Origin of the sequence: Streptomyces sp. W1SF4 (assembly GCF_003950035.1) — a bacterium.
GTDB classification, from domain to species: domain Bacteria; phylum Actinomycetota; class Actinomycetes; order Streptomycetales; family Streptomycetaceae; genus Streptomyces; species Streptomyces racemochromogenes.
The window spans coordinates 2,283,940-2,305,587 of the sequence record NZ_CP034350.1; the positions used below are offsets into that span (position 1 = coordinate 2,283,940).

A 21,648-nucleotide genomic window follows, 5' to 3' on the forward strand; every position below is an offset into this window, starting at 1 on the left:
TCCGTTCGTCCTCCGGTGCGGGTAGCAGCCACAGGCGGTCGCCGGACGCTGAGACGAGAGGAGCGCGTAGCGATCTGACGCGCCTGGGGGGTCTGGAGGGGGCTCTGATCGACCTCTCGTGCGGGTAGTCGCGCACCGGCTCCGAATCTCGACTCTTGAGGGCCCGTATGTCGGGCGGGCCGGCCACCGACCCCTCGCCTCAGCACTGAGACGCCCGCCCCTCCCAGGATCGTCCGTCCCGTTTCTTTGGGGGTTTCCCGGCAGTCTTTCGGCTTTCCGGTTCGGGTCGGTCGGTCAAGGGTGGCCGAAGGCCATCGCGTAGCGACGCGACGAAGGAGCGCCCTTGAGGGACCGGCCCGAACCGGAAGGACGATGGGACTGACGGGAAGCCCCCAACCATCGATGAGACCGCCCCGGGGGACACCGCCCACCCGCACCCGCACCCGGCCCCCACCTTCACGCCGCCCCCACCCCCGTCCCCCTTAGGGTGGCCCGAGGAGAAAACAGTACGAAACCCCACCAAAGGACCACCCCATGTCCCAGCCCACATCCCGCCCCACCCGTCACCGCCGGGGAGCCGACTGGATGTTCGGCGGGGTGTACGGGACCGTGCTGGCCAGTGCGCTGCTGGCCGCGCTGGACGAGCGGGGCGGGCATTACACCCCGCTCGCCGACGCCGCCTGGATCCTGGTCACCGCCGCCGCCGCAGCCCTCGCGCACGGGTACGCGCACCACATGGCCGACCACCTGGCCGGTGCCGCCGCGCACCGGTGGCGGTTGCTGGCCCGGGCGCTGTGGAACGAGTGGCCGATGATCGCGGCCACCGTCCCCACCCTGCTCCTGCTCCTGCTCGCCGAGATCGCGGGCTGGGAGCCGTACGGGGTGACGGCGGTCGGGCTCGGGCTGAACACCGCGCTGCTGTTCGCCTGGGGGTCCTTCGTGGCGTTGCGGGTCGGCTACCGGATCGCCTCCGCGCTGCTCATCGGCCTGGCCGACGCAGCCATCGGGCTGGCGATCATCGTCGCCAACGCCGTCATCAAGTAGGCAGCTGCCCCTCCGCCTCGGCCAGGATCTCCGTCAGCCGGGCCCCGAACTCCGCCCCGCGCGGGTCGGGTACCCCCGTCCGGGCGGCGTCGAGCAGTGCGTCCAGGGCGCGCCCGTAGGCGCCCGGCACGTCGCTCCAGTCCGGCAGCGAGAAGACGCCCTCGGCCCCCCGCAGTTCCAGGCCCACCCCGGCGGCCGCGCGCGGCGCGCCCAGGCTGAGCACGGCGGTGCTGGCGGCTCCGGAGGCGTGCCGCAGGGCCAGCTGGACCACGTCGGACGGGCCCCCGGTGGCGGTGACGGCGGTGACCTCGCCGAGCACGGGGATCAGGACGGACAGGGCGTGCGGGCCGACGTCCCACAGGCCGCCCTTGGCCTTGCGCCAGGGGGAGTCGGCGTACGCGCTGGGCTCGCCGTCGGGCGGGAAGACGGCGCCGAGCCAGTGCGCGGAGGCGGTGAACCAGCCGGAGCGCCCGGCTTGTTCGCGGACCCACCCGGCGGTCGGCTCGGCGAAGCGCAGCGTCAGGAAGACCACGGAGGCGACGCCGTGTGCCGCGGCGGCGTCGGCGACGGCGCGGGCGTCCTCCACGGTCGTTGCGACGGGCTTGTCGAGGAGCAGGTGGCAGCCGGCGGCGGCCGCGCGCACGGCGAGCGGGGCCTGGACGTCAGGCGGCAGGGCGAAGGCGGCGACGTCGCAGTCGGCGAAGAGGGCGTCGGGGTCTTCGTACACCTTCACGCCGTACGCGTCGGCGAGCTCGGCCGCGGCTTCGGGGCGGCGGCCCCAGACTCCGGCGAACTCGGAGCCGGTGTGCGCGGCAAGGGCGGGGGCGTGGGTGCGGCGGGCCCAGGGGCCGGTGCCGAGCAGGCCGACGCGGGGGCGGGGGCGCCGGGGGCCTTCGTCCGGGGCGCCACCGGCGGAGTTCAAATCGTATGAAATGCTCACCCGCCCAGTCTGCCGCACCCGGACGGATGTACGGTGACCGACTCGATCAAGCCACCCGACCTGCGGCGTAAACCCCGGTAACACGGGGTTCACGCACGGGCAACGGATGAGAAATCGCCACGGGGCACGCTGCGGTCAACACCGCAGCGTCCCGCAGCACCCGCAGAGTCAGGATGGTCCCGTGAGCTACAAGGCTGAGTACATCTGGATCGACGGCACCGAGCCGACGGCGAAGCTCCGCTCCAAGACGAAGATCCTTGCGGACGGTGCGGAGCTGCCGGTCTGGGGCTTCGACGGCTCGAGCACGAACCAGGCCGAGGGCCACGCCTCGGACCGGGTCCTCCAGCCCGTCTTCTCCTGCCCGGACCCGATCCGCGGCGGGAACAACCTCCTCGTCCTGTGCGAGGTCCTCAACATCGACATGACCCCGCACGAGTCGAACACCCGGGCGCTGCTGCGCCCCGTGGCGGAGAAGTTCGCCTCGCAGGAGGCCGTCTTCGGCATCGAGCAGGAGTACACCTTCTTCGACGGCACCCGCCCGCTCGGTTTCCCGGTGGGCGGCTTTCCGGCGGCGCAGGGCGGTTACTACTGCGGTGTCGGCTCGGACGAGATCTTCGGCCGCGACATCGTCGAGAAGCACCTGGACCACTGCCTGGCCGCCGGCCTGGAGATCTCCGGCATCAACGCGGAGGTCATGCCGGGCCAGTGGGAGTTCCAGGTCGGCCCGCTGGGCCCGCTGGAGGTCTCCGACCAGCTGTGGATCGCACGCTGGCTGCTGTACCGCACGGCCGAGGACTTCAACGTGTCGGCGACGCTGAACCCGAAGCCGGTGAAGGGCGACTGGAACGGCGCGGGCGCGCACACCAACTTCTCCACGAGGGCGATGCGCGAGGACTACCGCGCGATCATCGCGGCGTGCGAGGCGCTGGGCGAGGGCAGCAAGCCGCTGGACCACGTCAAGAACTACGGCGCGGGCATCGACGAGCGCCTGACGGGTCTGCACGAGACGGCTCCGTGGAACGAGTTCAGCTACGGCGTCTCGGACCGCGGGGCCTCGGTCCGCATCCCGTGGCAGGTGGAGAAGGACGGCAAGGGCTACATCGAGGACCGCCGCCCGAACGCGAACGTGGACCCGTACGTGGTGACCCGCCTGATCACGGACACCTGCTGCACGGGCCTGGAGAAGGACGGTCTGGTCTGACCGCCCCGGAACCGGCCGCGGCACCCACCCTCCCCTCCCGGAGGCGGGCGCCGCGGCCGTTGTCCGACCTCGTGGCGCCGCTGGACCCGGAGGTGGCGCAGGGGCTGGCGTGGGTGTGGGACGGATTGGTCCAGGATGCGGTACGGGTGACCGGGGTGGACTGGCGGAAGCGGGTCTTCGGTTGACGGTATGTCGAGATTGTGACGGGGTGACGAAGACTTTACGACAGAATATGAGATTGCTATCCAGCAGGTGAGATACCACCTGCCCCAGGCTCCTGGTTTCTGCTTCAATGGCGCCCATGGCCAGCCATTCGTACTTCCCGACAGGTCGCAGCGACCTGGAGCCGTTCTGGCCGTCCCGTCAGGATCACGACTTCGACCGGGTGTGTTGCCGCGCCGAGAACGCGCCGGCCCTCTAAAGCCTCCGGGACCCTCTCACCAGACCCGCCCCGGGGCCTTCGGTCTGCGCGGTACGCAACGACTACGTGCACTCGCACATGCACACGTACGTCTTCTGCCGATCACTCCGCGTGAAAGAGCTGACCACTCATGACGAACACCCGTTCCTTCGCTTCTGCCGCCTCCGCTGCGACCACCGCTCCGCTGCCCTTCCCGCCCAGTCCCCGCCACCGGCTGCGCGCCGTGGACCGGGACGAGGTGGCCCGGGTGGTGGACCTGCTCCCGCCGGGCGCCACCTGGCTGCCCGCGCCCCAGCACGCCGTTCCGACGCTGCCGGGCCAGCCCCCGATGGTCGGCTACCTGGTCCTCGTACCGGCCGACCAGCAGCAGATCGCGTTCGCCCCGCAGTCCGTCCCCGTGCCCGTCGCCGGACCGGTTCCTCACGCCCAGCTTGCGTCCGAGCCGTCGACGACGACTGGAGACGCGCTCGTGCGGATCGACTCCGCCCAGCGCACGGCCGAGGTCGACGGCGAGCTGCTGGACCTGACCTACCTGGAGTTCGAGCTGCTCGCCCATCTGGTGGCCCACCCGCACCGGGTCCACAGCCGGGACCAGCTGGTGACGACGGTGTGGGGCTACGGGCACGTCGGCGACGGCCGGACCGTCGACGTCCACATCGCCCGGCTGCGCCGCAAGCTGGGCGCGGCGCACCGCGGCGCGATCCAGACCGTCCGCCGCGTGGGGTACAAGTACACCCCCTGACGCCCGGCGGCCGGCGCCCTACGTGCCCGGCATGACGGTGGGCCCGTACCCGCTCTCGCGCGTACGGGCCCACCGCCGTTCGGGCACCGGTCAGGCGGCGGCGTCCGCCCCGCGACGGCGCGCGGCGAAGCCCACGGCCAGGTCGATCACGAGGAAGGCCACCAGGCTGAGCCCCAGCAGCGGGACGAACCAGCCCACGACCGCCGTCGCGCAGGCGAACGGCAGCAGCACGGTCACCGGCAGCTTCCGCCAGGCTCCGCGCGGCTGGGCGCGGCCGACCGAGCGGCGGTCCTCCTTGGTGGGGCGGCGCATCCACCACATCCGGTAGCCCCAGACGATCAGGAACATCACGGCGACGGCGAGGGCGGCCAGCGCGATCTGGTTGGCGAGCCCGAAGGTCAGGCCCATGTGCAGGTCGATGCCGAAGCGGGTCAGCTGGGCCAGCAGGGGGTAGTCGGCGAAGCGCAGCGTGTCCATGACCCGCCCGTCGGCGGGGTCGACGGCGACGGAGTCCAGGTGGACCGGCAGCGTCTTGTCGTTCTCCTTGATCACGTAGCCCTTGCCCTTGGCGGGCAGGGTGACGCGCAGGCTCTCGGTGACTCCGGCGGCCCGGGCGGCGGCCACGGCCCCGTCGATGCCGATGTCGGTGACGGGGGCGGGCGGGGGCATCTCCATGCCGTCGGTCATGACGTGCCCGGCGTGCTCGTCACCGCCGTCGGCGCCGGCGCCCGCGCCGGGGTTCAGCTTGGCGGCGACGGAGGGGGTGGCTCCGCCGAGTCGGTCCTGGAGCTGTCCGATGTTCTCGCCTGCGTAGTTGGACCAGGTCAGGCCGGTCGCGGAGAGGCCGACGAGGCCGACGGTGGCCCACAGGCCGACGGTGCCGTGCCAGGAGAGGGTCTTGCGGCGGCCGGTGGCCTTGCGGTCGGGCACGACGAGGTCTGCCTTGCGGGCGCGGCGGCGGCCGATCCAGAGGGCGAGGCCGCCGAGGGCGACGACCCACAGCCAGCTGGCGGCGAGTTCGCTGTAGTTGCGTCCGAACTCCCCGATCTGGAGGCTCGCGTGGAACTCGCTCAGCCAGGCGCGCAGCGGCAGGGCGTCACCGGAGGTGGTGAGCTGCCCGCGGACCTCGGTGGTGTAGGGGTCGACGAAGACGGTGAGGGTCTCGCCCTCCCCGAGCCCGGGCTTCTCCATGATGACCCGGGTGGTCGCGTCGGCCTCGGGGGCGGGCCACACGCCGAGCACCTTGCCCTCGGGGGCGGCGGCCTGGGCGGCCTTCACCTGGGTGCCGAGCGGAACGGCGCGCTCGCCGACGCTGTCGACGGTCAGCTCGTGGGAGTAGAGGACGCGCTCGGCCTGCCACGAGCCGGCGTACAGCAGTCCGGTGGCGGCGGCGAGGAAGAGGAACGGGGCTATCAGCAGTCCGGCGTAGAAGTGCATGCGCAGGAGCAGCGGCCGCAGCGCGGCCCAACCCCCGCCGGTGCGGCGGGGGGACGTGGCCGGGGCTTCGGCCGCGTCGGCCACGTCGACGGGGTCGGCGTCACGGCCGGGGCCGTGCTGGAGTTCGTCAAGGGACATGTCGGTCCTAGGGTTCGGCGAAACGGGGGGACCGGCCCCGGGTTCCGCTCCGTTCCGCGTCCGGAGCGCGCCGGTCAGGCGCGCGCGGGGTGCGGGACGGGTGCCGCCGGTGCCGCTCCGGCCGGTGCGTGCGCGCGCGAAGGGGCGCACCGGCGGCCCGCGGCGACGCGGTGTGCGTACGCGGCGGGGGCCGTCGGCCGGGCGGGGCTCTGGCGGCACGGCCTCGGGGCCGTGCTGTGGGTGTCTCGCCACCCGGGGGGACCGCGCCGGACCGCGGTGTGGGCGTGTACGGCTCCGCGCAGCCGGCGCGGGCGTTCGTACGCCGGGCGGTGCGCGGGCGGTTCCGGTTCGGGGGCCGGCCGGGCCGGCAGCAGCGCGAGTACGCGGGCGAGCGGCCGGGCGGCGAGCAGCGCGGTGGCGCCGAGGACGCGGGCGAGCCGGAAGACGGCGGCCTCGCCCCAGGCGAGCCAGGCGGCGCAGAAGACCCCGGCGAGGACGTGCGCGGCGATCATCCCGAGGCCGCCGTGCCCCGCCATGTCGGCCATGTCGGCCAGGCCGCCGCCGCCCATGCCGCCCAGCCCGTCGACCAGGTCGCCCACGCCGCCCGCCATGTCGCCGGCACCCGCCGCGCCGTCCGCCGCGGCGGTGGTGCCCGTGGGGGCGTCCATCCGCATGCCGGGTACGTGGTGGTGGCCGGGCATCGGTTCCGCGGGGGCGGGCGCGGTGTGCCCGTGTGCCGCGGCCTGGCCGGCGGAGAAGGCGATGTGCAGGACCCCTTGTACGGCGAGCAGCGCGGCGGTGATGCCGGCCGGTCCCCGGCGCCGTCCGGCGGCGGCCCAGGCGAGGGCCCCGGTGACGGCGAAGGCGGCCAGCAGGCTGCCGAGGGGGACATTCATCCCGGACATGTACGAATGCCCCACCGCACCCAATGCCACGCACACGGCCGCGAACATCGCGGCCCGCGTACCGCGCACCGGCGCACGGGGTGGGGATCCAGTCATGTTCCGGTCATGGTCTCACGGGGCCCGCCGCCTCCCGCAAGAGGGCGGTGTCCGATCATGGACCGGTGAACCCATCGCCACGGTCATGGTCATTGCCGCTGGGAGCGGCCTACGCGGGCGGCGTCCAGCTCGGCGCCCACGCCCTCGGACGGCTGGATCCGGCCGAGCGGGAACGGGTGCTGCGCGGCTGCTCGACGAACGTCGACAACCTCGGCACCGGCCACTGGGAGACCCTGCTGAGCAGCGCCTTCGTGGTCGAGGAGCCCATGCCGCTGCCGTACGCCCTGCTCCTGGTCGCGGTCCTGGGCTACGCGGAGTACGCGTACGGGGCGTGGTGGACGGCCGCCGTCTTCCTCTTCGGGCACGCCTCGGCGACCCTCCTGGTCTACGGCGCCCTGCGCCGGACCGCCGACCGGGAGACCCGCCGGGCCCTGGACGTCGGCACGAGCTACGGCTTCAACGCCGTCCTGGGCGCCCTCACCTCGGCGCTGCCGCGGGGGGCGGTCCGCAACTCGGCCCGGGCGGGGCTGCTGGCCGTCGCCGCGCAGCCGGTGCTGCGGCGCGGGCGGACCTTCACCGACGCCGGGCACCTCGTGGCGCTGGGCGTGGGCATAGGGCTGTCGGTGGCCGTCGATTGTCTTTCCGGATCAAACCGTCGGAAAATCGCACATACCTGACGCCACCTGTCGGCGCCGGACGACACCTGCCGGCACTTGCCGGCACCCGACGCCATGAACGAGCACCACCGGGCGCACCACCCGCATCCGCACCCCGCCCGGACACGTCACGCACGAACGAGCCTCACCGCTGGAGCCGCCACGATGACCGCCACCCCTTCCACCACCGTCGCCAACCTCCGCGACCTCGGTGGCACCCCGCTCGCCGACGGCCGCACCGTCCGCCCCGGCCTCGTCCTGCGCGCGGGCGCCCTCGACCGGCTCGACCTCGACGCCGACCCGGCGGTGGCGGCCCTGGGGCTGCGGACCGTCATAGACCTGCGCAGCGACGCCGAGCGGGCCGACCACCCCGACCGGATACCCGACGGGGTCCGGCTGCTGGTGCGCGACGTGCTGGCCGACAAGATGAGCGACCACCGCATGCCGGCCGCCACCCAGCTCAAGGACCTCCTCGGCGACCCGGCCGTGGCCGAGGAGCACCTCGGCGGCGGCAAGGCCCAGGCCCTGTTCGGCTCCGTGTACCGCTCCTTCGTCAGCACCGGCTCCGCGCACGCCGCGTACCGCACGCTGCTCACCGAGGCCGCCGACCCCGACGCGGGCCCGCTGCTCTTCCACTGCACCGCCGGCAAGGACCGTACGGGCTGGGGCGCGACGCTCGTCCTGTCGCTGCTCGGTGCCGACGAGGACACCCTGATGGCCGAGTACCTGTCCGTGAATCCGGCGGTGAAGGAGGCCTTCGCCCCGCTGATCGAGGGCTTCACCGCCTCGGGCGGGGACCCGGACATCGCCCTGGCGCTGATCGGCGTGTTCCCCTCCTACCTGGAGGCGGGCCTGGACGAGGTCCGCGTCCGGTACGGCTCGATGGAGAAGTACGTGCACGAGGGCCTCGGCGTATCCGAGGAGACCGTGGCGGCGCTGCGGGCGAAGCTCATCGCCTGATCCCGTGATCCCGTGATCGCGCTGTCCGGCAATCCCGGCAACTCGGCACGTACACCTCGAAACCCGAAATTCGCCCGAACGGGTGCGCGAAGACGGGTGACCATCCGACGATTCGCTCGTTCTGCTGAACGTGACTGCGCCGGATACCGCCACCCGCCCCCTGCCCCCCGACGTCGAGCAGGCCGAGGCCGCCATCGTCGAGCACTACCCGCGGCTGGTGCGGCTGGCCTACCTGGTGCTCCCGCCCTCCCTGGGCCGCAACCGGCGGGTGCTCACCGCCCACTCGCTGACCCAGCGGGCGCTGCCGCGCGGGCGGCGGGGTGCCGAACCGGCGGCCGTGCAGGGCGGTGTACCGGCGCAGCGCGGCGGGCTGGGCGGGCCCGAGTCCGGGTACGCGTACGTCCGGCTGCGCGTGCTGCGCTCCGCCCTGGAGGCGGGGATCCCGCTGACCTTCAAGGCGCTCCCGCTGCGCGGGCAGCTGCCCGCGCTGCTGCCGCAGGTCTGGGGGCTGCGGCTGTTCCCGCGCGCGGGCGGGGCCGAGGAGCTGGCGCTGGACCAGTGGCTCGCCACCCTCAACGGCCCGGGCCGCGCGGCCTGCGTCCTGCGGGCGCTGGAGGGGCTGGACGGGCCGGAGGTGCTGCGGGTGCTCGCGGAGGCCGGGGTCGCCGACCCGGCGGCGGCGGTCGCGGAGTCGGGGGATCCGGCGCACGACGGCCTGTTCTCCTCCCCCGAGTTCGACCCGTGCGTGCTCCAGGCCCGGCCCACCGACCTGCTGCGGCGGCGCCGGCTCGCGCGGGCCGGGCTGGCCGCGGCGGCCGCGCTCGCGGTGTGCGGGACGCTGCTGGCGCTGCCGGGCGGCGGCTGGGGCTCCGACGGGCCCTCCGCCCCGCCGTACGCGCGCAACGCGGCGGCCGAACAGGCCCTGGACCCGGGGCAGCTGCTGCGGGTGGCGCCCACGGTGTGGCGTACGTCCTCCCGTACGGACTACTCCGCCTGGCCTGCGCGCGGCGACCGCGCCCAGGACGCCGAGCTGCTGCGCCGGGCGCTCGCGGTGTGGGCCCGGCCCGGCAGGGAGGTGGTGGTCTCGGCGACGCCGGGCACCCCGTCGGGGCCGCCGATGGGCCCGCCGCAGCTGCTCTTCGCGGGCACCGTCGACCAGGCCGTGGTGGTCCTGCTGTACGACGGGCTGCGCGTGGTCCGGTACGCCGAGCCGCGCAACGGGACGGCGGGCGCCGCCCTCGACTTCGCCCGGACCGACGGGGCCACGGCCGACACGGCGACGGCGCTGGTGCTGAGCCGGGTCGACGGCAACGTCCGCTACCTGACGGCCCCCTGGGTGACCGCGGCCGCCCTGCGCGACCTGCTCAAGCCCGGCGAGGAGCCGGCCGCGCTGAAGCTCACCCCGGACGGGGTGACCCCGCCGGTGCTGGGTCCCGCCCCGAGCGGCGACTGCACCAGCTGGAGCGCGCTGTCCCTGACCGGCGACGGCGCCACCCGGCTGGTGACCGACCTGGGCGAGCTGACCCCGGCCCGGCTGACCTCGGGCGCGCCGGGCGCCGCGCGGGACGTCACGGAGGCGGCGGAGCTCGGCGAGTGGTCGAAGACGGCTTGCCTGCTGCCCTCGGTGCGCTCGCACGGGGTGCGGTCGGTGAACGCCTGGACGTACGCGAAGCAGCCGCTGCCCGAGGGGGACGGGACGGCGACCTGGCTGTGCAGCCGGGCCGAGACCTGGCGGGGCACGGCGGACCGGGTGCAGGCCCAGTTCCTGGCCCCGGGCGCGCCGCTGGCGGCGCAGGCGGCCAAGGCGGAGGGCTCCCCGGCGTGCGGGACGCGGGAGCCGCGGGTGCTGGCCGGGGTGCTGTGGAAGTCCCGGGCCGGGCAGTGGTACGTACTGGCGGCGGGCAGTGCGCAGTTCGCCTCGCTGTCGGCGTCGGGCGCGGGGGTGAGCGGGAGCGCGAACGGCAACCGGCTGGCGCTGAAGGCGCCGGAGGGGGCACAGGTGGACCTGTCGGGGAAGCTGACGGACGGCAGCAAGGCCGGGGCGCTCCGCTAGGTTTGCCGGGCGGGGTGCGGTGCGTTGCGTGTCGGCTGCGGGTCCTCCGTGGCTGGGCGCGCAGTTCCCCGCGCCCCTGTGCGTGGTGCTCGTCGCGTGTCGGGTGCGGTTCGGTGGGGGGCCGGTCGCTCGTTCCCCGCGCCCCCGCGGGATTCGGTGGTGCCGAGGGGTTTTCCTGGCGGGTACCCGTCAGTACATTGACGCCATGTCTAATAGGTCGCCCGCCCCCGCCCCCGTGGCGTCGGAACACATAGACCTCGCACCCCGCGACGTGTCCTTCTCCTGGGAGGACACCCCGCTGCACTGGCTGCCCGGCGAGCCCTTCGCCGGGCACACCATCAACGTGCTGCACCTGCTGCTGCCCGCCGGTGAGCGCTGGTTCGTGCACGTGTACAAGCAGGCGCTCCCGCTCATCACGGACGAGCGGCTGCGGGTGGACGTCATCGGCTTCATCGGGCAGGAGGCGATGCACGCCGCCGCGCACGACGACGTGCTCCCCCACCTCAAGCGCCTCGGCCTCGACCCGACCCCCTACACCGCCCAGGTCGACTGGATGTTCGAGAAGCTCCTCGGCGACCGGACCCTCCCCCCGGGCCGGGCCCGCCGCTGGTGGCTCATGGAGCGGGTCGCGATGATCGCCGCGATCGAGCACTACACCGCCTTCCTCGGCGACTGGGTGCTCAACGCGAAGGAGCTGGACCGGCGCGGCGCCGACCCGATGATGCTGGACCTGCTGCGCTGGCACGGCGCGGAGGAGGTCGAGCACCGCTCGGTCGCCTTCGACCTCTTCATGCACCTCGACGGCAGCTACCGCCGCCGGGTGCGGACCTGGGCCAGCGCCTTCGCCGCCCTGCTCTTCCTCTGGCAGCGCGGCGCCCGCTTCTTCGTGGAGAACGACCCCCACCGCCCCGGCGCCAAGGCCTCCTACGGGCAGTTCCTGCGGGCCGGCCGCAACGGCGTGCTGCCCTCGGCCGGGGCGATGGCCCGGTCCATCCCGACCTACCTCTCCCGCACCTACCACCCCTCCCAGGAGGGCTCCACCGCCCAGGCCGTCGCCTATCTGGCCTCCTCGCCCGGCGCCAACGGCGGGGTGCGGCCGTGAGGCGGGCCCTGGCCGTCACGGCGGTGGCGGGGGCCGCCGTCCTGACCCGGCGCGCACTGCTCAAGCGGATCGGCCGCTCCCCCCTGTGGCCGCTGCCCGCGCTGGAGGACCCGGTGTCCGGGTACTCGCCCCGCCGGACCCTGCACGCCCGGATCACCTCCCGCACCGAGCCGGCCGAGGGCGTGCTGCGCCTGGTGCTGGAGTCCGACGAGCTGCCGTCCTGGACCCCGGGCGCCCACGTCGACCTGACGCTGCCCTCCGGCCTGGTGCGCCAGTACTCGCTGTGCGGCGACCCGGCCGAGGCCGGCCGCTGGACCATCGCCGTCCGGCTCGTCGCCGACGGCCGCGGCGGATCCCGCGAGGCACACGAACGCCTCCTGGAGGGCACGGAGGTGCGGGTACGGCCGCCGCGCAACCGGTTCGAGCTGGAGCCCGCGCCCTCGTACGCCTTCGTCGCGGGCGGCATCGGCATCACCCCCGTCCTGCCCATGCTCCGCGCCGCCACCGCGGCCGGCGCCGACTGGACCCTCCTGTACGGGGGCCGCTCGCGCACCTCGATGCCGTTCCTGCCCGAACTCGCCGCCTACGGGGACCGGGTGACGATCGCGGCCGAGGACGAGACGGGCCTGCCCGACCTGGCCCCGCTGTCCGGGATCCGGCCCGGCACCCTGGTCTACTGCTGCGGCCCCGAACCCCTGATGCGGGCCGTCACCGAAACCGTCCCCGCCCCGGACGCGGTCCGGCTGGAACGCTTCGCGGCGGCGGCCCCCGCCGAGGCGAAGCCCTTCACCGTGGAACTCGCCCGCACCGGCACCGCCGTGGAGGTCGCGGCGGACGAGTCCGCGCTGGCGGCGGTGCGCCGGGTGCTGCCCGCCACCCCGTACTCCTGCGAGCAGGGCTTCTGCGGGACCTGCCGGCACCGCGTCCTCTCCGGGCGGGTGGACCACCGCGACGAGCTCCTCACCGACGGGGAACGCGCCGACTCGATGCTGCTGTGCGTCTCCCGCGCGGACTCGGACCGGCTCGTACTGGACCTGTAGCGGGGCGCCTTCACCCGTACGGCCCACCCCCGCCCGGGAAGTAGGGTGTCGGCATGACAACCGGGGTGCGACGCAGGATGGGTGTCGAGGAGCGGCGGCAGCAGCTGATCGGGGTGGCCCTGGAGCTGTTCAGCAACCGCTCCCCCGACGACGTGTCCATCGACGAGATCGCGGCGGCCGCCGGGATATCCCGCCCGCTCGTCTACCACTACTTCCCCGGCAAGCTCAGCCTGTACGAGGCCGCGCTGCGCCGGGCCGCCGACGAACTCGCGGCGCGGTTCGTCGAGCCGCAGGAGGGCCCGCTGGGGCCCCGGCTGCTGCGGGTGATGGGCCGTTACTTCGCCTTCGTCGACGAACACGGCCCCGGCTTCTCGGCGTTGCTGCGCGGCGGACCGGCGGCGGGCAGCAGCCGGGCCAACGCGATGATCGACGAGGTCCGGCAGGCCGCGTACGAGCAGATCCTCGTGCACATCGGCGTGCAGGACCCGCCGGCCCGCCTGGAACTCGTCGTACGGTCCTGGGTGTCGCTGGCCGAGTCCACGGCGCTGCTGTGGCTCGACGGGCGGCGGATCCCGCGGGCCGAGCTGGAACTCCAGCTGGTGCACGACTTCGCGGCGCTGGCGGCGGTGAGCGCCGCGTACGACGCGGAGATGGCGGGGATCCTCGTACGCATCCTCGCGGACGAGCCGGCCGACGGGCCGTTCGGGGAACTGGTCGGGCGGCTGGCGGGCCTCGTCCCGGGGACCGGGCCGCGAGAGCGGGAAGAGCCGGGAGACTGAGCGGTCGCTCGGCTGGCGATAATGCCCGCGTGATCATTGACGACGGGATACTGTTCCGGGCGGCCGGGGAGAAGGACGCCGCCACGCTGGCGAAGCTGTACGACCAGGCCGCCCGGTGGATGCTCGGCCGGGGGATCGACCAGTGGAAGCCGGGCGACAAGGACGCCGAGCACTTCCGCGCGCGGATGCGCGACGGTGAGGTCTGGCTCGCCGAGGACGCCGACGGGCGGCTCGTGGGGGCGTACGAGCTCTGGTGGTCCGACGAGGCGGCCTGGGGCGTGCAGCCGCCGGTCGCGGGCTACGTGCACCGGCTGATGGTGGAGCGGAAGGCCGCACCGCCCGGGACGGGCATGCGGATCCTGGAGCACGCCGAGTACCGGATCGCCCGGACGGGGCGGGAGCGGGCCCGGCTCGACTGCGTGTCCACCAACCCGAAGCTGCTGGCGTACTACCGGAGCGCGGGCTACCGGGTGGTCGGCGAGTTCCCCTCGAAGGTGGGCAAGGACGGCCGGGTGTACGGGGTGATCCTGCTGGAGCGGCGCCTCGACGTCTGAGGCACGGCCGGAGCGCCGCCGGGCACGGGCGGGGAACCGCCGAGGGGGAGGGACCGGACCGCAGCCGGTACCTCCCCCTCGGAGTGCGCGCGTCAGCCGCGCCTGAACACCGCGACCGTGCGCGCCGGGGCGGTGAACTCACCCGTCGCCGGGTCGTACGCGGACCGCTTCACCGCCGCATCCGCGCCCGCCGCCTGCACGGGGTGCAGGGCGTAGCCGGCGCCGGCGAGGGCGGGGACGCGCTGACGCTGGTCGGCGGGGGTGGCGTTGAAGACGACCACCAGGTCGCCGAGGGCCATGGTGAGGACGCCCGGGGTCTCCTCGGGCCCGGACAGCGGGAACGACAGCCGCTGCTGTACGGCCTCGGCGGTGGTGAGGGCGAACGCCGGCTCCGTCGTACGGATCCGCAGCAGGTCGCGGTAGGCGGCGGAGGCTCCGGTGATCTCCGCGCAGCCGGGGGCCGGGCCGGTCAGCAGGGGCTTCGCGTAGGGCCACTTGGCGCGGTTGTCGGCGGCGGGCGGCAGGCCCCGGCCGAAGCCGTTGCCGTCGCGGCAGTCCCAGTGCAGGGCGTTGAACCAGTCTCCGCTGTCGAAGGAGTTGCGGTCCAGCGACTTCGAGCGGAGCAGGTCGGTGCCCGCCTGGGAGAGGGCCGGGCCCTGGGAGAGGGCGGCGGTGGCCATGGCGAGGACCTGCATGCGGGCCCGGTCGGCGGTGGAGGTCCCGGCGGGCAGCTTGTAGGCGAGGGCGTCGTACAGGGACTCGTTGTCGTGGGCGTCGGCGTAGGCGAGGGCGTCGCCGGGGGCGGCCGCGTAGCCGGCCGGGGCGCCGTTGTAGTCGACCCCGGCGCCCGTGGTGCGGCGGCCGGCGGAGTCGGTGAACGCGTAGGAGGCCAGGTTGCCGGAGAGGCCGACCTTCAGGAGGTCCTGCGCGTGCAGCAGGCGGGCCCGCTGCTCGGCCGGGGTGCCGGCCGCCGGTGAGCCGTTGGGGTCGGTGAACAGGCCGGAGGCGAAGCCCTGGACGCGGGGGTCCTCGTCGAAGGGGCCGCCGCCGCGGACGGCGTCGCGGGCCCGGTCGGAGAAGGTGGCGATGCCGGTGCCGGCCATGTTCTTCTGCGTGGCCTGCACGAAGCGGGCGTCGTCGGCGACTTCGCCGAAGTTCCAGCCCTCCCCGTAGAGGACGATCTTCTTGCCGTCGACGCCGTCCTTGGCGACGGTCAGCCCGTCGAGGGCCTTGCGGACGGCCAGGATGTTGGCCTTCGGGTGGTGGCCCATCAGGTCGAAGCGGAAGCCGTCGACCTTGTACTGCCTGGCCCAGGTGACGACCGAGTCGACGACGAGGCGGCCCATCATGGCGTTCTCGGGGGCGGTGTTGGAACAGCAGGTGGAGGTGGCGACGGAGCCGTCGGCGAGGAGCCGCTGGTAGTAGCCGGGGACGATCCGGTCGAGGACCGACTTGTCCGACTGCCCGGAGGCGACGGTGTGGTTGTAGACCACGTCCATGACGGTGCGCAGGCCGGCACCGTTCAGCGACTGGACCATCCTGCGGAACTCGACGGTGCGGGCGGTGCCGTTCGGGTCGCTCGCGTAGGAGCCCTCGGGGACGGTGTAGTGCAGCGGGTCGTAGCCCCAGTTGAAGCCGTCCTTGGCGGCGGCCGCGGCGACGCAGGCCTGCTGCTGTTCGGAGTCGGGGGCGTGGGCCCCCAGGTCGCAGGCGGGTTCGGTGCGGGCCTTGGGGTCCTCGGGGACGGTCCCGAAGTCGAAGGCGGGCAGGAGGTGGACGTAGGAGGTGCCGGCGGCGGCCAGGTCGCGCAGGTGCCGCATGCCGTCGGAGCCGGTGTCGGTGAAGGCCAGGTACTGGCCGGGGTGTCTGGTGGTGGCGTCCGCGACGGAGAAGTCGCGGACGTGCAGCTCCTGGATCTGTGCGCTGGTGAAGGGGACGGGCGCGGGCTTGCGCAGTTCCTTCCAGCCGGGCGGGGCGAGCTTCGGGTCGGCCAGGTCGACGGCGAGGCTGTGGGTGGAGTCGGTGGTCAGGGCGGTGGAGTAGGGGTCGGTGACCAGGTTGCGGACGATCTGGCGGGTGCTGGGCGCCCAGACGGTGACGGCGTAGCGGTAGGGCTTGCCTGTCCAGGAGCGGTCGCCGCGCACCGACCAGACGCCGGTGGTGTCGTCGCGGCGCATGGGGACGGTGCGGCCGTCGAGTTCGAGGGCGACCTGCCGGGCGGTGGGGGCCCAGACGGAGAGGGTGGGGCGGCCGTCCTCGAAGGCGGGGCCGAGGGGGGCGTCGTTGGCGTACAGGTCGTCGAGGACGCCGGCGAGCTGGACGCCGGTGGCGGCGAGGACGGCGCCGTTCGCGGCGCGGGCGCTCGCGACGAGCTGGCCGCGCAGGGCCTCGCGTACGCGGTCGCGGTCGCGGGGGTCGACGGTGTGCGCGGTGTACCCGGCCAGGTGCGGGAACTTCTGCTTCTGGGCGGGGGTGAGGGCGGAGCGGTTCAGCCGCAGCCACTGGGCGCCGGCCTCGTGGAGGACGCCGCCGTCGGTGGTGATCCGGCCGTCGCGGGAGGCGAGGAGCTGGAGGGAGGCGGCCGTCGTGGGGGCGTTCCAGGCGAGGGTGTCGCGGTCGATCCAGACGGCCTCGGCCTTGGTGAGGTCGAGGGCGGCGGAGGAGCCGGCGGGCTGCGGGAGGAGGTACTTCTCGCGGCCGCCGAGCAGCCACACCTCGTGGCCGGTGGCCTTCAGGTCGAGGGACTGGTCGGTGGGCAGGTCCTTCTGGTCGCCCTTGTGGAGGATGTAGCTGAGGCTGGTCGCGCCGGGGGTGAGGGGGACCTCGTAGACGGCGCCGTAGGAGTCGGTGCGGGTGGGCGGGAGGGGCTTGGACCAGTCGGTGGGGGTGGCGGCGCCGTTCCACACGTGCAGGCCCCAGCCGTCGTGGGAGCCGTCGGGGCGCTGGTAGTGCAGGACGGCCTTGGCCTGGTCCTGCGGCGGGTAGGCGGGGCGGTCGGTGCGGGCGGGTTCCTGGCCCTGTTCGAGCCAGATCTCGCCGGTCCGGGTCAGGTCGAGGGTGCGGTCGGCGGCGACGTCCTTGTTGCCGTCCTTGTCGATGACGAGGTAGCCGAGCGAGGAGGCGCCGGGCTTGAGGCGGACGTAGGCGAAGGCGCCGTAGGCGTCGCGGCCGGTGAAGGGGTGACCCTCGGGCCAGGGGGTGGCCTCCCCGTCGGCGAGGTCGCCCCAGGCGTACAGGCGCCAGTTGGTGTAGTCGCCGTCGGGGCGGTGGTAGTGGACGACGGCGTGGTCGCGCTGGGTGGCGGTGGGGGGTGTGGGCGGCGGGGTCTGCCCGGTGGTGGAGGCGGCGAGGGCGGAGGCGGTGCGGCCGGCGGAGTCGACGGCGACGGCCTTGTAGCGCAGGGGTGTTCCGGCCGGGGTGGCCTGGTCGATGGGGTGGGTGACCTTGTAGGGGGCGTGGTCGGCGGAGCCGAGGACCTGCCACTTGCCGGTGCCGGTCTGCGCGGCGAAGACGACGCGGGTGAGGGCGCCGGGGCCGGTGCCGGGGGTGAGGTCGGCGGACAGCTCGACGGTGCCGGTGGCGCCGGGGGCGGGGGCCTTGAGGGTGAGCGACGGCTTGGCGGTGGGGGCGGGCAGGGGGGCGGTGGCCTGGAGGACGACGGTGCCGAGGGCGGGCAGGTTCAGGGTGAGCTTGCCGGCCGGGGAGGCGGTGACGGGGGCGGGGGCGGCGTAGGGGGTGCCGCCGGGGCCGGTGGCGCCGTACAGGGGCCGGTAGGAGGCGCCGGGCGGGGCGTCGACCTCGACGGTGCGGGCGGTACCGCTGTTGTTGGCGGCGACCAGGTATTCGGTACGGGTCTTGGGGTCGGTGCGGGCGAAGGCGTACGCGGAGCCGTCGGCGAGGCGCTCGCTCTGGATGCCGTCGCGCAGGGCCGGGTGGGCCTTGGTCAGCTTCGAGAGAGCACTGATCTGGGTGTAGAGCGGGTGCTCCGGATCGTATGCATCGCTCTCGTGCGTGCGCGCCGTTCCGAGCTGGTCGTCGTCCAGGTAGTCGGCGACGCGGGTGGCGAACAGCGGCTGGCGGGCGTCCTTGTCTCCGCCGGAGCCGGTGAAGCCCTGCTCGTCGCCCGAGTAGATCACCGGGTTGCCCCGGGAGAGGAACATCAGCTCGTTGGCCAGCCGGTACCGGTCGAGCAGCTCCCGCTCCCCCGCCCCGGGCCGGTCCTGCTTGAGGAAGGAGGCGAAGCGGCCCATGTCGTGGTTGCCGAGGAAGGTCACCTGCTCGTAGGCGTTGGCCTTGTCGGTGGTGTACCGGTAGTCGTCGGCGAGTACGGAGCCCAGCCGGCCGGCGGGCGCGCCCTGGGAGGCGTAGGCGCGGAGGGTGTCCTGGAGCGGGAAGTCGAGGGTGGCGTCGAGGCGGCCGCGGGTGACGTAGGGGGAGGTGACGGCGGTGTCGGCGGAGTACACCTCGCCGAACATGAAGAAGTCCGGGCGGCCGCGCTGGGCCGCGTACTTGTCGAGGGCGGTCGCCCACTGGGTCCAGAAGCCGGTGTTGACGTGCTTGACCGTGTCGATGCGGAAGCCGTCGATCTCGTAGTCCTTGACCCACTTCTGGTAGATCTTCTCCATCCCGCTGACGACCTCGGGGCGCTCGGTCCACAGGTCGTCGAGGCCGGAGAAGTCGCCCTGCTCCGAGGACTCCCCGGCGAAGGTGGAGTCACCCCGGTTGTGGTACATCGCCGGGTCGTTGAGCCATGCGGGGACCTTGGCGTCCTTCTTCCCCTCGGGCACGAAGGGCGTACGCGGGAAGGACCGGCCGGCGTCGACGGCGGGGAACCTCTCCTTCCCGCCGGCGCGGCCGTCGCCGTACTCGGAGTCGTCGAAGGGGACCCCGTCCTTGGTCAGGTAGGGGAAGGCCCCCTTCGACAGGTACTCGTGCGAACCCTCGCGGTAGTCGACGACGTCGGCGGTGTGGTTGGTGATGACGTCGAAGAAGACCTTCATCCCCTTCCGGTGCGCCTTGTCGACGAGCCGTTCCAGGTCGGCGTTGGTGCCGAAGTGCGGGTCGACCTGGGTGAAGTCGGTGATCCAGTAGCCGTGGTAGCCCGCCGAAGCGTCCGCGCCCCTGCCCTGGACGGGCTGGTTCTTGAAGATCGGCGCCAGCCAGATGGCGGTGGTGCCGAGCCCCTTGATGTAGTCGAGCCGGTCGGTGAGCCCCTTGAGGTCCCCGCCCTGGTAGAAGCCCTTGTCCGTCGGGTCGTAGCCGGTCTCCAGGCGGCCGCCGGCCAGCCCGCCCCGGTCGTTGCGCGGGTCGCCGTTGGCGAACCGGTCCGGGAGCACGAAGTAGAACTGCTCGCGCGTCAGGTCGTGCCGGGCGGGCTCGGCGGCCAGCTTCGCGTCCGACGGCGGCGCCGGGGCCTGCGCGGCGGCGGCCGCGGGGAGGGCGGGCAGGAGCGTCACGGCCAGGGCGGCTGCGACGGCTCCCGCGGCGGGGCGTATCAAGGGGTCACTCCTCGGGTGGGGCGGTGCGGTCGGGGGTCAGTTGCGCCAGGTGTCGGTCAGCGTGACCTTGCCGTTGGCGGGGACGGTGGCGTTGCGGTTGGCCCCGCTCTCCCAGGTGACGTTCCCGGAGGCGTCCTTGCGGACGTACTTGTATGCGAACGAGGTCCCGGCCGGGAGGGTGACGTCGAGCTTCCACACGGGGTAGGAGGCCGGGTCGAGCTTGAGGGCGGCGGCGGTGTTCCAGCCGCCGAGCTCGGGCCGGTCGCCGGTGACGTAGACGTCCTGGCCGGGGACGGTGGTGGCGTTCACGGCGAACGAGGCCCCGGCGGAGGACGCCTGCGTGCAGGCGCGGGCGCCGGTGTGCAGGGCGAGGGCGGTCTGCGGCTGGAGCGTGGCGGTGAACCGCCCGCCGGAGTCGACGGTCACGGCGCGGCCGCCCTGCACGTCGCAGTAGGTGCCGGCGGGGAGGGAGGTCTGGAAGGTCCGGGTCAGCGCGGTCGCCTCGTGGTTGAGGGCGACGTACGCCTTGGCCCCGCGCCCGAAGGCGATCTGGTCACCGCCGTTGTCCCACCAGTCGCTGACGCCCTGCCCGCGGGCGGTGTTGCGCCAGGCGACCATCGAGGAGATCTCCGGCCAGGCGTGCTGGCACTTCCACCCGTCGGTGTAGCAGGCGTTGACGGTACCGCCGTTGGGCGGGCCGGCGTCCTTGTCGGTCCACTCGTACCCGGAGTGCACGTCGGGCGAGCCGTAGGGCCAGGCCAGCATGAACACGCTGGCGAGGGTGTAGTCGGCGCCGTTCTTGTAGGTGAGGGTCTCGCCGTTGCGCTCGGTGTCGTGGTTGTCGACGAACACCCCGGACGCGCCGGAGGGCATGTACCCCCAGGCCTCCCCGAAGTTCTTGAGGTAGGCGAGGTTCTCGCTCTGGAAGACCCGCTTGAGGTCCCGGGCGTACCGGAACTCCTGCACGTCGCCGGACGGGAGGTACTCGGCCGGCGACACCGACTCGCCGGCCCCGTGTATCGCCTCCTGCTTCCAGTACGCGGAGGGGTTGCTCAGCCGGGACTTGATGTTGGCGAGGTCGGCGGCGGGCATGTGCTTGGCGGCGTCGATCCGGAACCCGTCGACCCCGAGGGAGAGCAGGTCGTTGAGGTACCCGGCGATCCGGCCGCGCACGTACTCCTCGCCGGTGTCGAGGTCGGCGAGCTTGACGAGCTCGCAGTTCTGGACGTTGGCCTTGTCCTGGTAGTTGGAGATCTCGGCCCGGCAGTCGTCCATGTCGGCGCCGGAGTAGAGCCCGGGGTAGGAGTACTTGGAGTACGCCGACCCGCCGGTCCCGGTGAACGTCGCACCGGGGTCGGCGGGGCCGGCCATGTGGTTGATCACGGAGTCGGCGACGACCTTCACCCCGGCGGCGTGGCAGGCGTCGACCATGCCCTTGAAGGCGGCCCGGTCCCCGAGCCGCCCGGCGATCTTGTAGCTGACGGGCTGGTACGAGGTCCACCACTGGGACCCCTGCACGTGCTCCTGCGGGGGCGACACCTGCACGTACCCGTACCCGGCGGGCCCGAGGCTGCCGGCACACGCCTTGGCGACATCGGCGAACCGCCACTCGAACAGCACGGCGGTGACGTCCTTCCCCCCGGGCGGAGCGGCCGAAGCCTGCGGCGCCTGAACGGTGAGCGAGACGGCGGCCAGCGCGGCCGTCGCCAGCGCGGCTCTGCCGGCGCGCGCGGACAGGGATCTGGATCGAGCCATGCGGGGGTCCTCCTGGCGGGAAGGCGTGGGGGGTTGCACGCGACCGTAGGGGGCGCCCAGGAGTGTTGCAAGACCTTGCGCAAGAGATTGCAGAATTGTTTCCGAGCAAGGGCGGAGGGCGGCGAACGAGTGAGACACGCGCCGCGCCCGGCTCAGGGGACTTTCCCAGGGGCAGGACGGGCGCCTACGTCATCACGGTCGCCAACCGGGCCAAAGGGGCCGGTCGTGCCGTACTTCCCGGGCCCGTCTCAGGGAGGGTTGGGGGTTTCCCGTCAGTCCCATCGTCCTTCCGGTTCGGGCCGGCCCGTCAAGGGCGCTCCTTCGTCG

15 protein-coding genes are annotated in these 21,648 nt (G+C 73.7%); 10 read left to right on the top strand and 5 right to left on the bottom strand.

Annotated features, from left to right (window positions below):
• Positions 1 to 534: 534 nt before the first annotated feature.
• On the top strand, positions 535 to 1,044 hold the full coding sequence (locus D1J60_RS10690; RefSeq protein WP_125820935.1) for a hypothetical protein: 510 nt from the start codon (positions 535 to 537) through the stop codon (positions 1,042 to 1,044).
• Here the strand turns inward: D1J60_RS10690 and D1J60_RS10695 are convergent.
• Positions 1,037 to 1,966 carry a Gfo/Idh/MocA family oxidoreductase gene (locus D1J60_RS10695; RefSeq protein WP_125823962.1) on the bottom strand — a complete coding sequence of 310 codons (930 nt, stop codon included), beginning with the start codon at positions 1,964 to 1,966 and terminating at the stop codon, positions 1,037 to 1,039. The genes D1J60_RS10690 and D1J60_RS10695 overlap by 8 nt on opposite strands.
• Before the next feature lie 199 nt (positions 1,967 to 2,165).
• Here D1J60_RS10695 and glnII point away from each other — a divergent pair, with 199 nt between their 5' ends.
• The gene (glnII, locus tag D1J60_RS10700) at positions 2,166 to 3,185 is read left to right on the top strand and encodes a glutamine synthetase (RefSeq protein ID WP_125820936.1); all 1,020 of its coding nucleotides are present in this window, start codon (positions 2,166 to 2,168) and stop codon (positions 3,183 to 3,185) included.
• A 551-nt stretch (positions 3,186 to 3,736) separates the two neighbouring features.
• A complete protein-coding gene (locus D1J60_RS10705; RefSeq protein ID WP_125820937.1) occupies positions 3,737 to 4,348 on the top strand; it encodes a winged helix-turn-helix domain-containing protein in 612 nt (203 codons plus the stop codon).
• A gap of 90 nt (positions 4,349 to 4,438) precedes the next feature.
• Here the strand turns inward: D1J60_RS10705 and D1J60_RS10710 are convergent, their stop codons facing one another.
• Positions 4,439 to 5,923 carry a PepSY domain-containing protein gene (locus D1J60_RS10710; RefSeq protein ID WP_125820938.1) on the bottom strand — a complete coding sequence of 495 codons (1,485 nt, stop codon included), beginning with the start codon at positions 5,921 to 5,923 and terminating at the stop codon, positions 4,439 to 4,441.
• 74 nt (positions 5,924 to 5,997) lie between these two features.
• Positions 5,998 to 6,819: a hypothetical protein gene (locus tag D1J60_RS10715; RefSeq protein ID WP_164720880.1), complete on the bottom strand. Its 822-nt coding sequence runs from the start codon at positions 6,817 to 6,819 to the stop codon at positions 5,998 to 6,000.
• 197 nt (positions 6,820 to 7,016) lie between these two features.
• On the opposite strand from D1J60_RS10715, the gene D1J60_RS10720 reads away from it, so the two are divergent.
• The 7 genes from D1J60_RS10720 to D1J60_RS10750 all read left to right on the top strand — a co-directional run bounded on the left by D1J60_RS10720 (position 7,017) and on the right by D1J60_RS10750 (position 14,068).
• Positions 7,017 to 7,601, top strand: a complete 585-nt coding sequence (locus D1J60_RS10720; RefSeq protein WP_125820940.1) for a rhomboid-like protein — start codon at positions 7,017 to 7,019, stop codon at positions 7,599 to 7,601.
• Positions 7,602 to 7,745: 144 nt separating this feature from the next.
• Positions 7,746 to 8,540 (top strand): tyrosine-protein phosphatase, encoded by a 795-nt coding sequence (locus D1J60_RS10725; protein WP_125820941.1) that lies wholly within the window; start codon positions 7,746 to 7,748, stop codon positions 8,538 to 8,540.
• Between the two features lie 130 nt (positions 8,541 to 8,670).
• Complete coding sequence (locus tag D1J60_RS10730) at positions 8,671 to 10,593, top strand: hypothetical protein (RefSeq protein ID WP_241253208.1); 1,923 nt, start codon at positions 8,671 to 8,673, stop codon at positions 10,591 to 10,593.
• A gap of 205 nt (positions 10,594 to 10,798) precedes the next feature.
• On the top strand, positions 10,799 to 11,695 hold the full coding sequence (locus D1J60_RS10735; RefSeq protein WP_125820942.1) for a metal-dependent hydrolase: 897 nt from the start codon (positions 10,799 to 10,801) through the stop codon (positions 11,693 to 11,695).
• Positions 11,692 to 12,735, top strand: coding sequence for a PDR/VanB family oxidoreductase (locus D1J60_RS10740; protein WP_125820943.1), 1,044 nt, complete (start codon positions 11,692 to 11,694; stop codon positions 12,733 to 12,735). The genes D1J60_RS10735 and D1J60_RS10740 overlap by 4 nt, the downstream gene beginning before the upstream one ends.
• 53 nt (positions 12,736 to 12,788) lie before the next feature.
• The gene (locus D1J60_RS10745; protein WP_125820944.1) at positions 12,789 to 13,514 is read left to right on the top strand and encodes a TetR/AcrR family transcriptional regulator; all 726 of its coding nucleotides are present in this window, start codon (positions 12,789 to 12,791) and stop codon (positions 13,512 to 13,514) included.
• A gap of 29 nt (positions 13,515 to 13,543) precedes the next feature.
• Complete coding sequence (locus D1J60_RS10750) at positions 13,544 to 14,068, top strand: GNAT family N-acetyltransferase (RefSeq protein ID WP_125820945.1); 525 nt, start codon at positions 13,544 to 13,546, stop codon at positions 14,066 to 14,068.
• A gap of 92 nt (positions 14,069 to 14,160) precedes the next feature.
• On the opposite strand, the gene pulA is transcribed toward D1J60_RS10750, so the two are convergent.
• Together pulA and D1J60_RS10760 are read right to left on the bottom strand one after the other, a co-directional pair.
• Positions 14,161 to 19,566 carry a pullulanase-type alpha-1,6-glucosidase gene (pulA, locus tag D1J60_RS10755; RefSeq protein ID WP_125820946.1) on the bottom strand — a complete coding sequence of 1,802 codons (5,406 nt, stop codon included), beginning with the start codon at positions 19,564 to 19,566 and terminating at the stop codon, positions 14,161 to 14,163.
• A 36-nt stretch (positions 19,567 to 19,602) separates the two neighbouring features.
• On the bottom strand, positions 19,603 to 21,321 hold the full coding sequence (locus D1J60_RS10760) for a carbohydrate-binding module family 20 domain-containing protein (protein WP_206436510.1): 1,719 nt from the start codon (positions 21,319 to 21,321) through the stop codon (positions 19,603 to 19,605).
• Positions 21,322 to 21,648 lie beyond the last annotated feature (327 nt).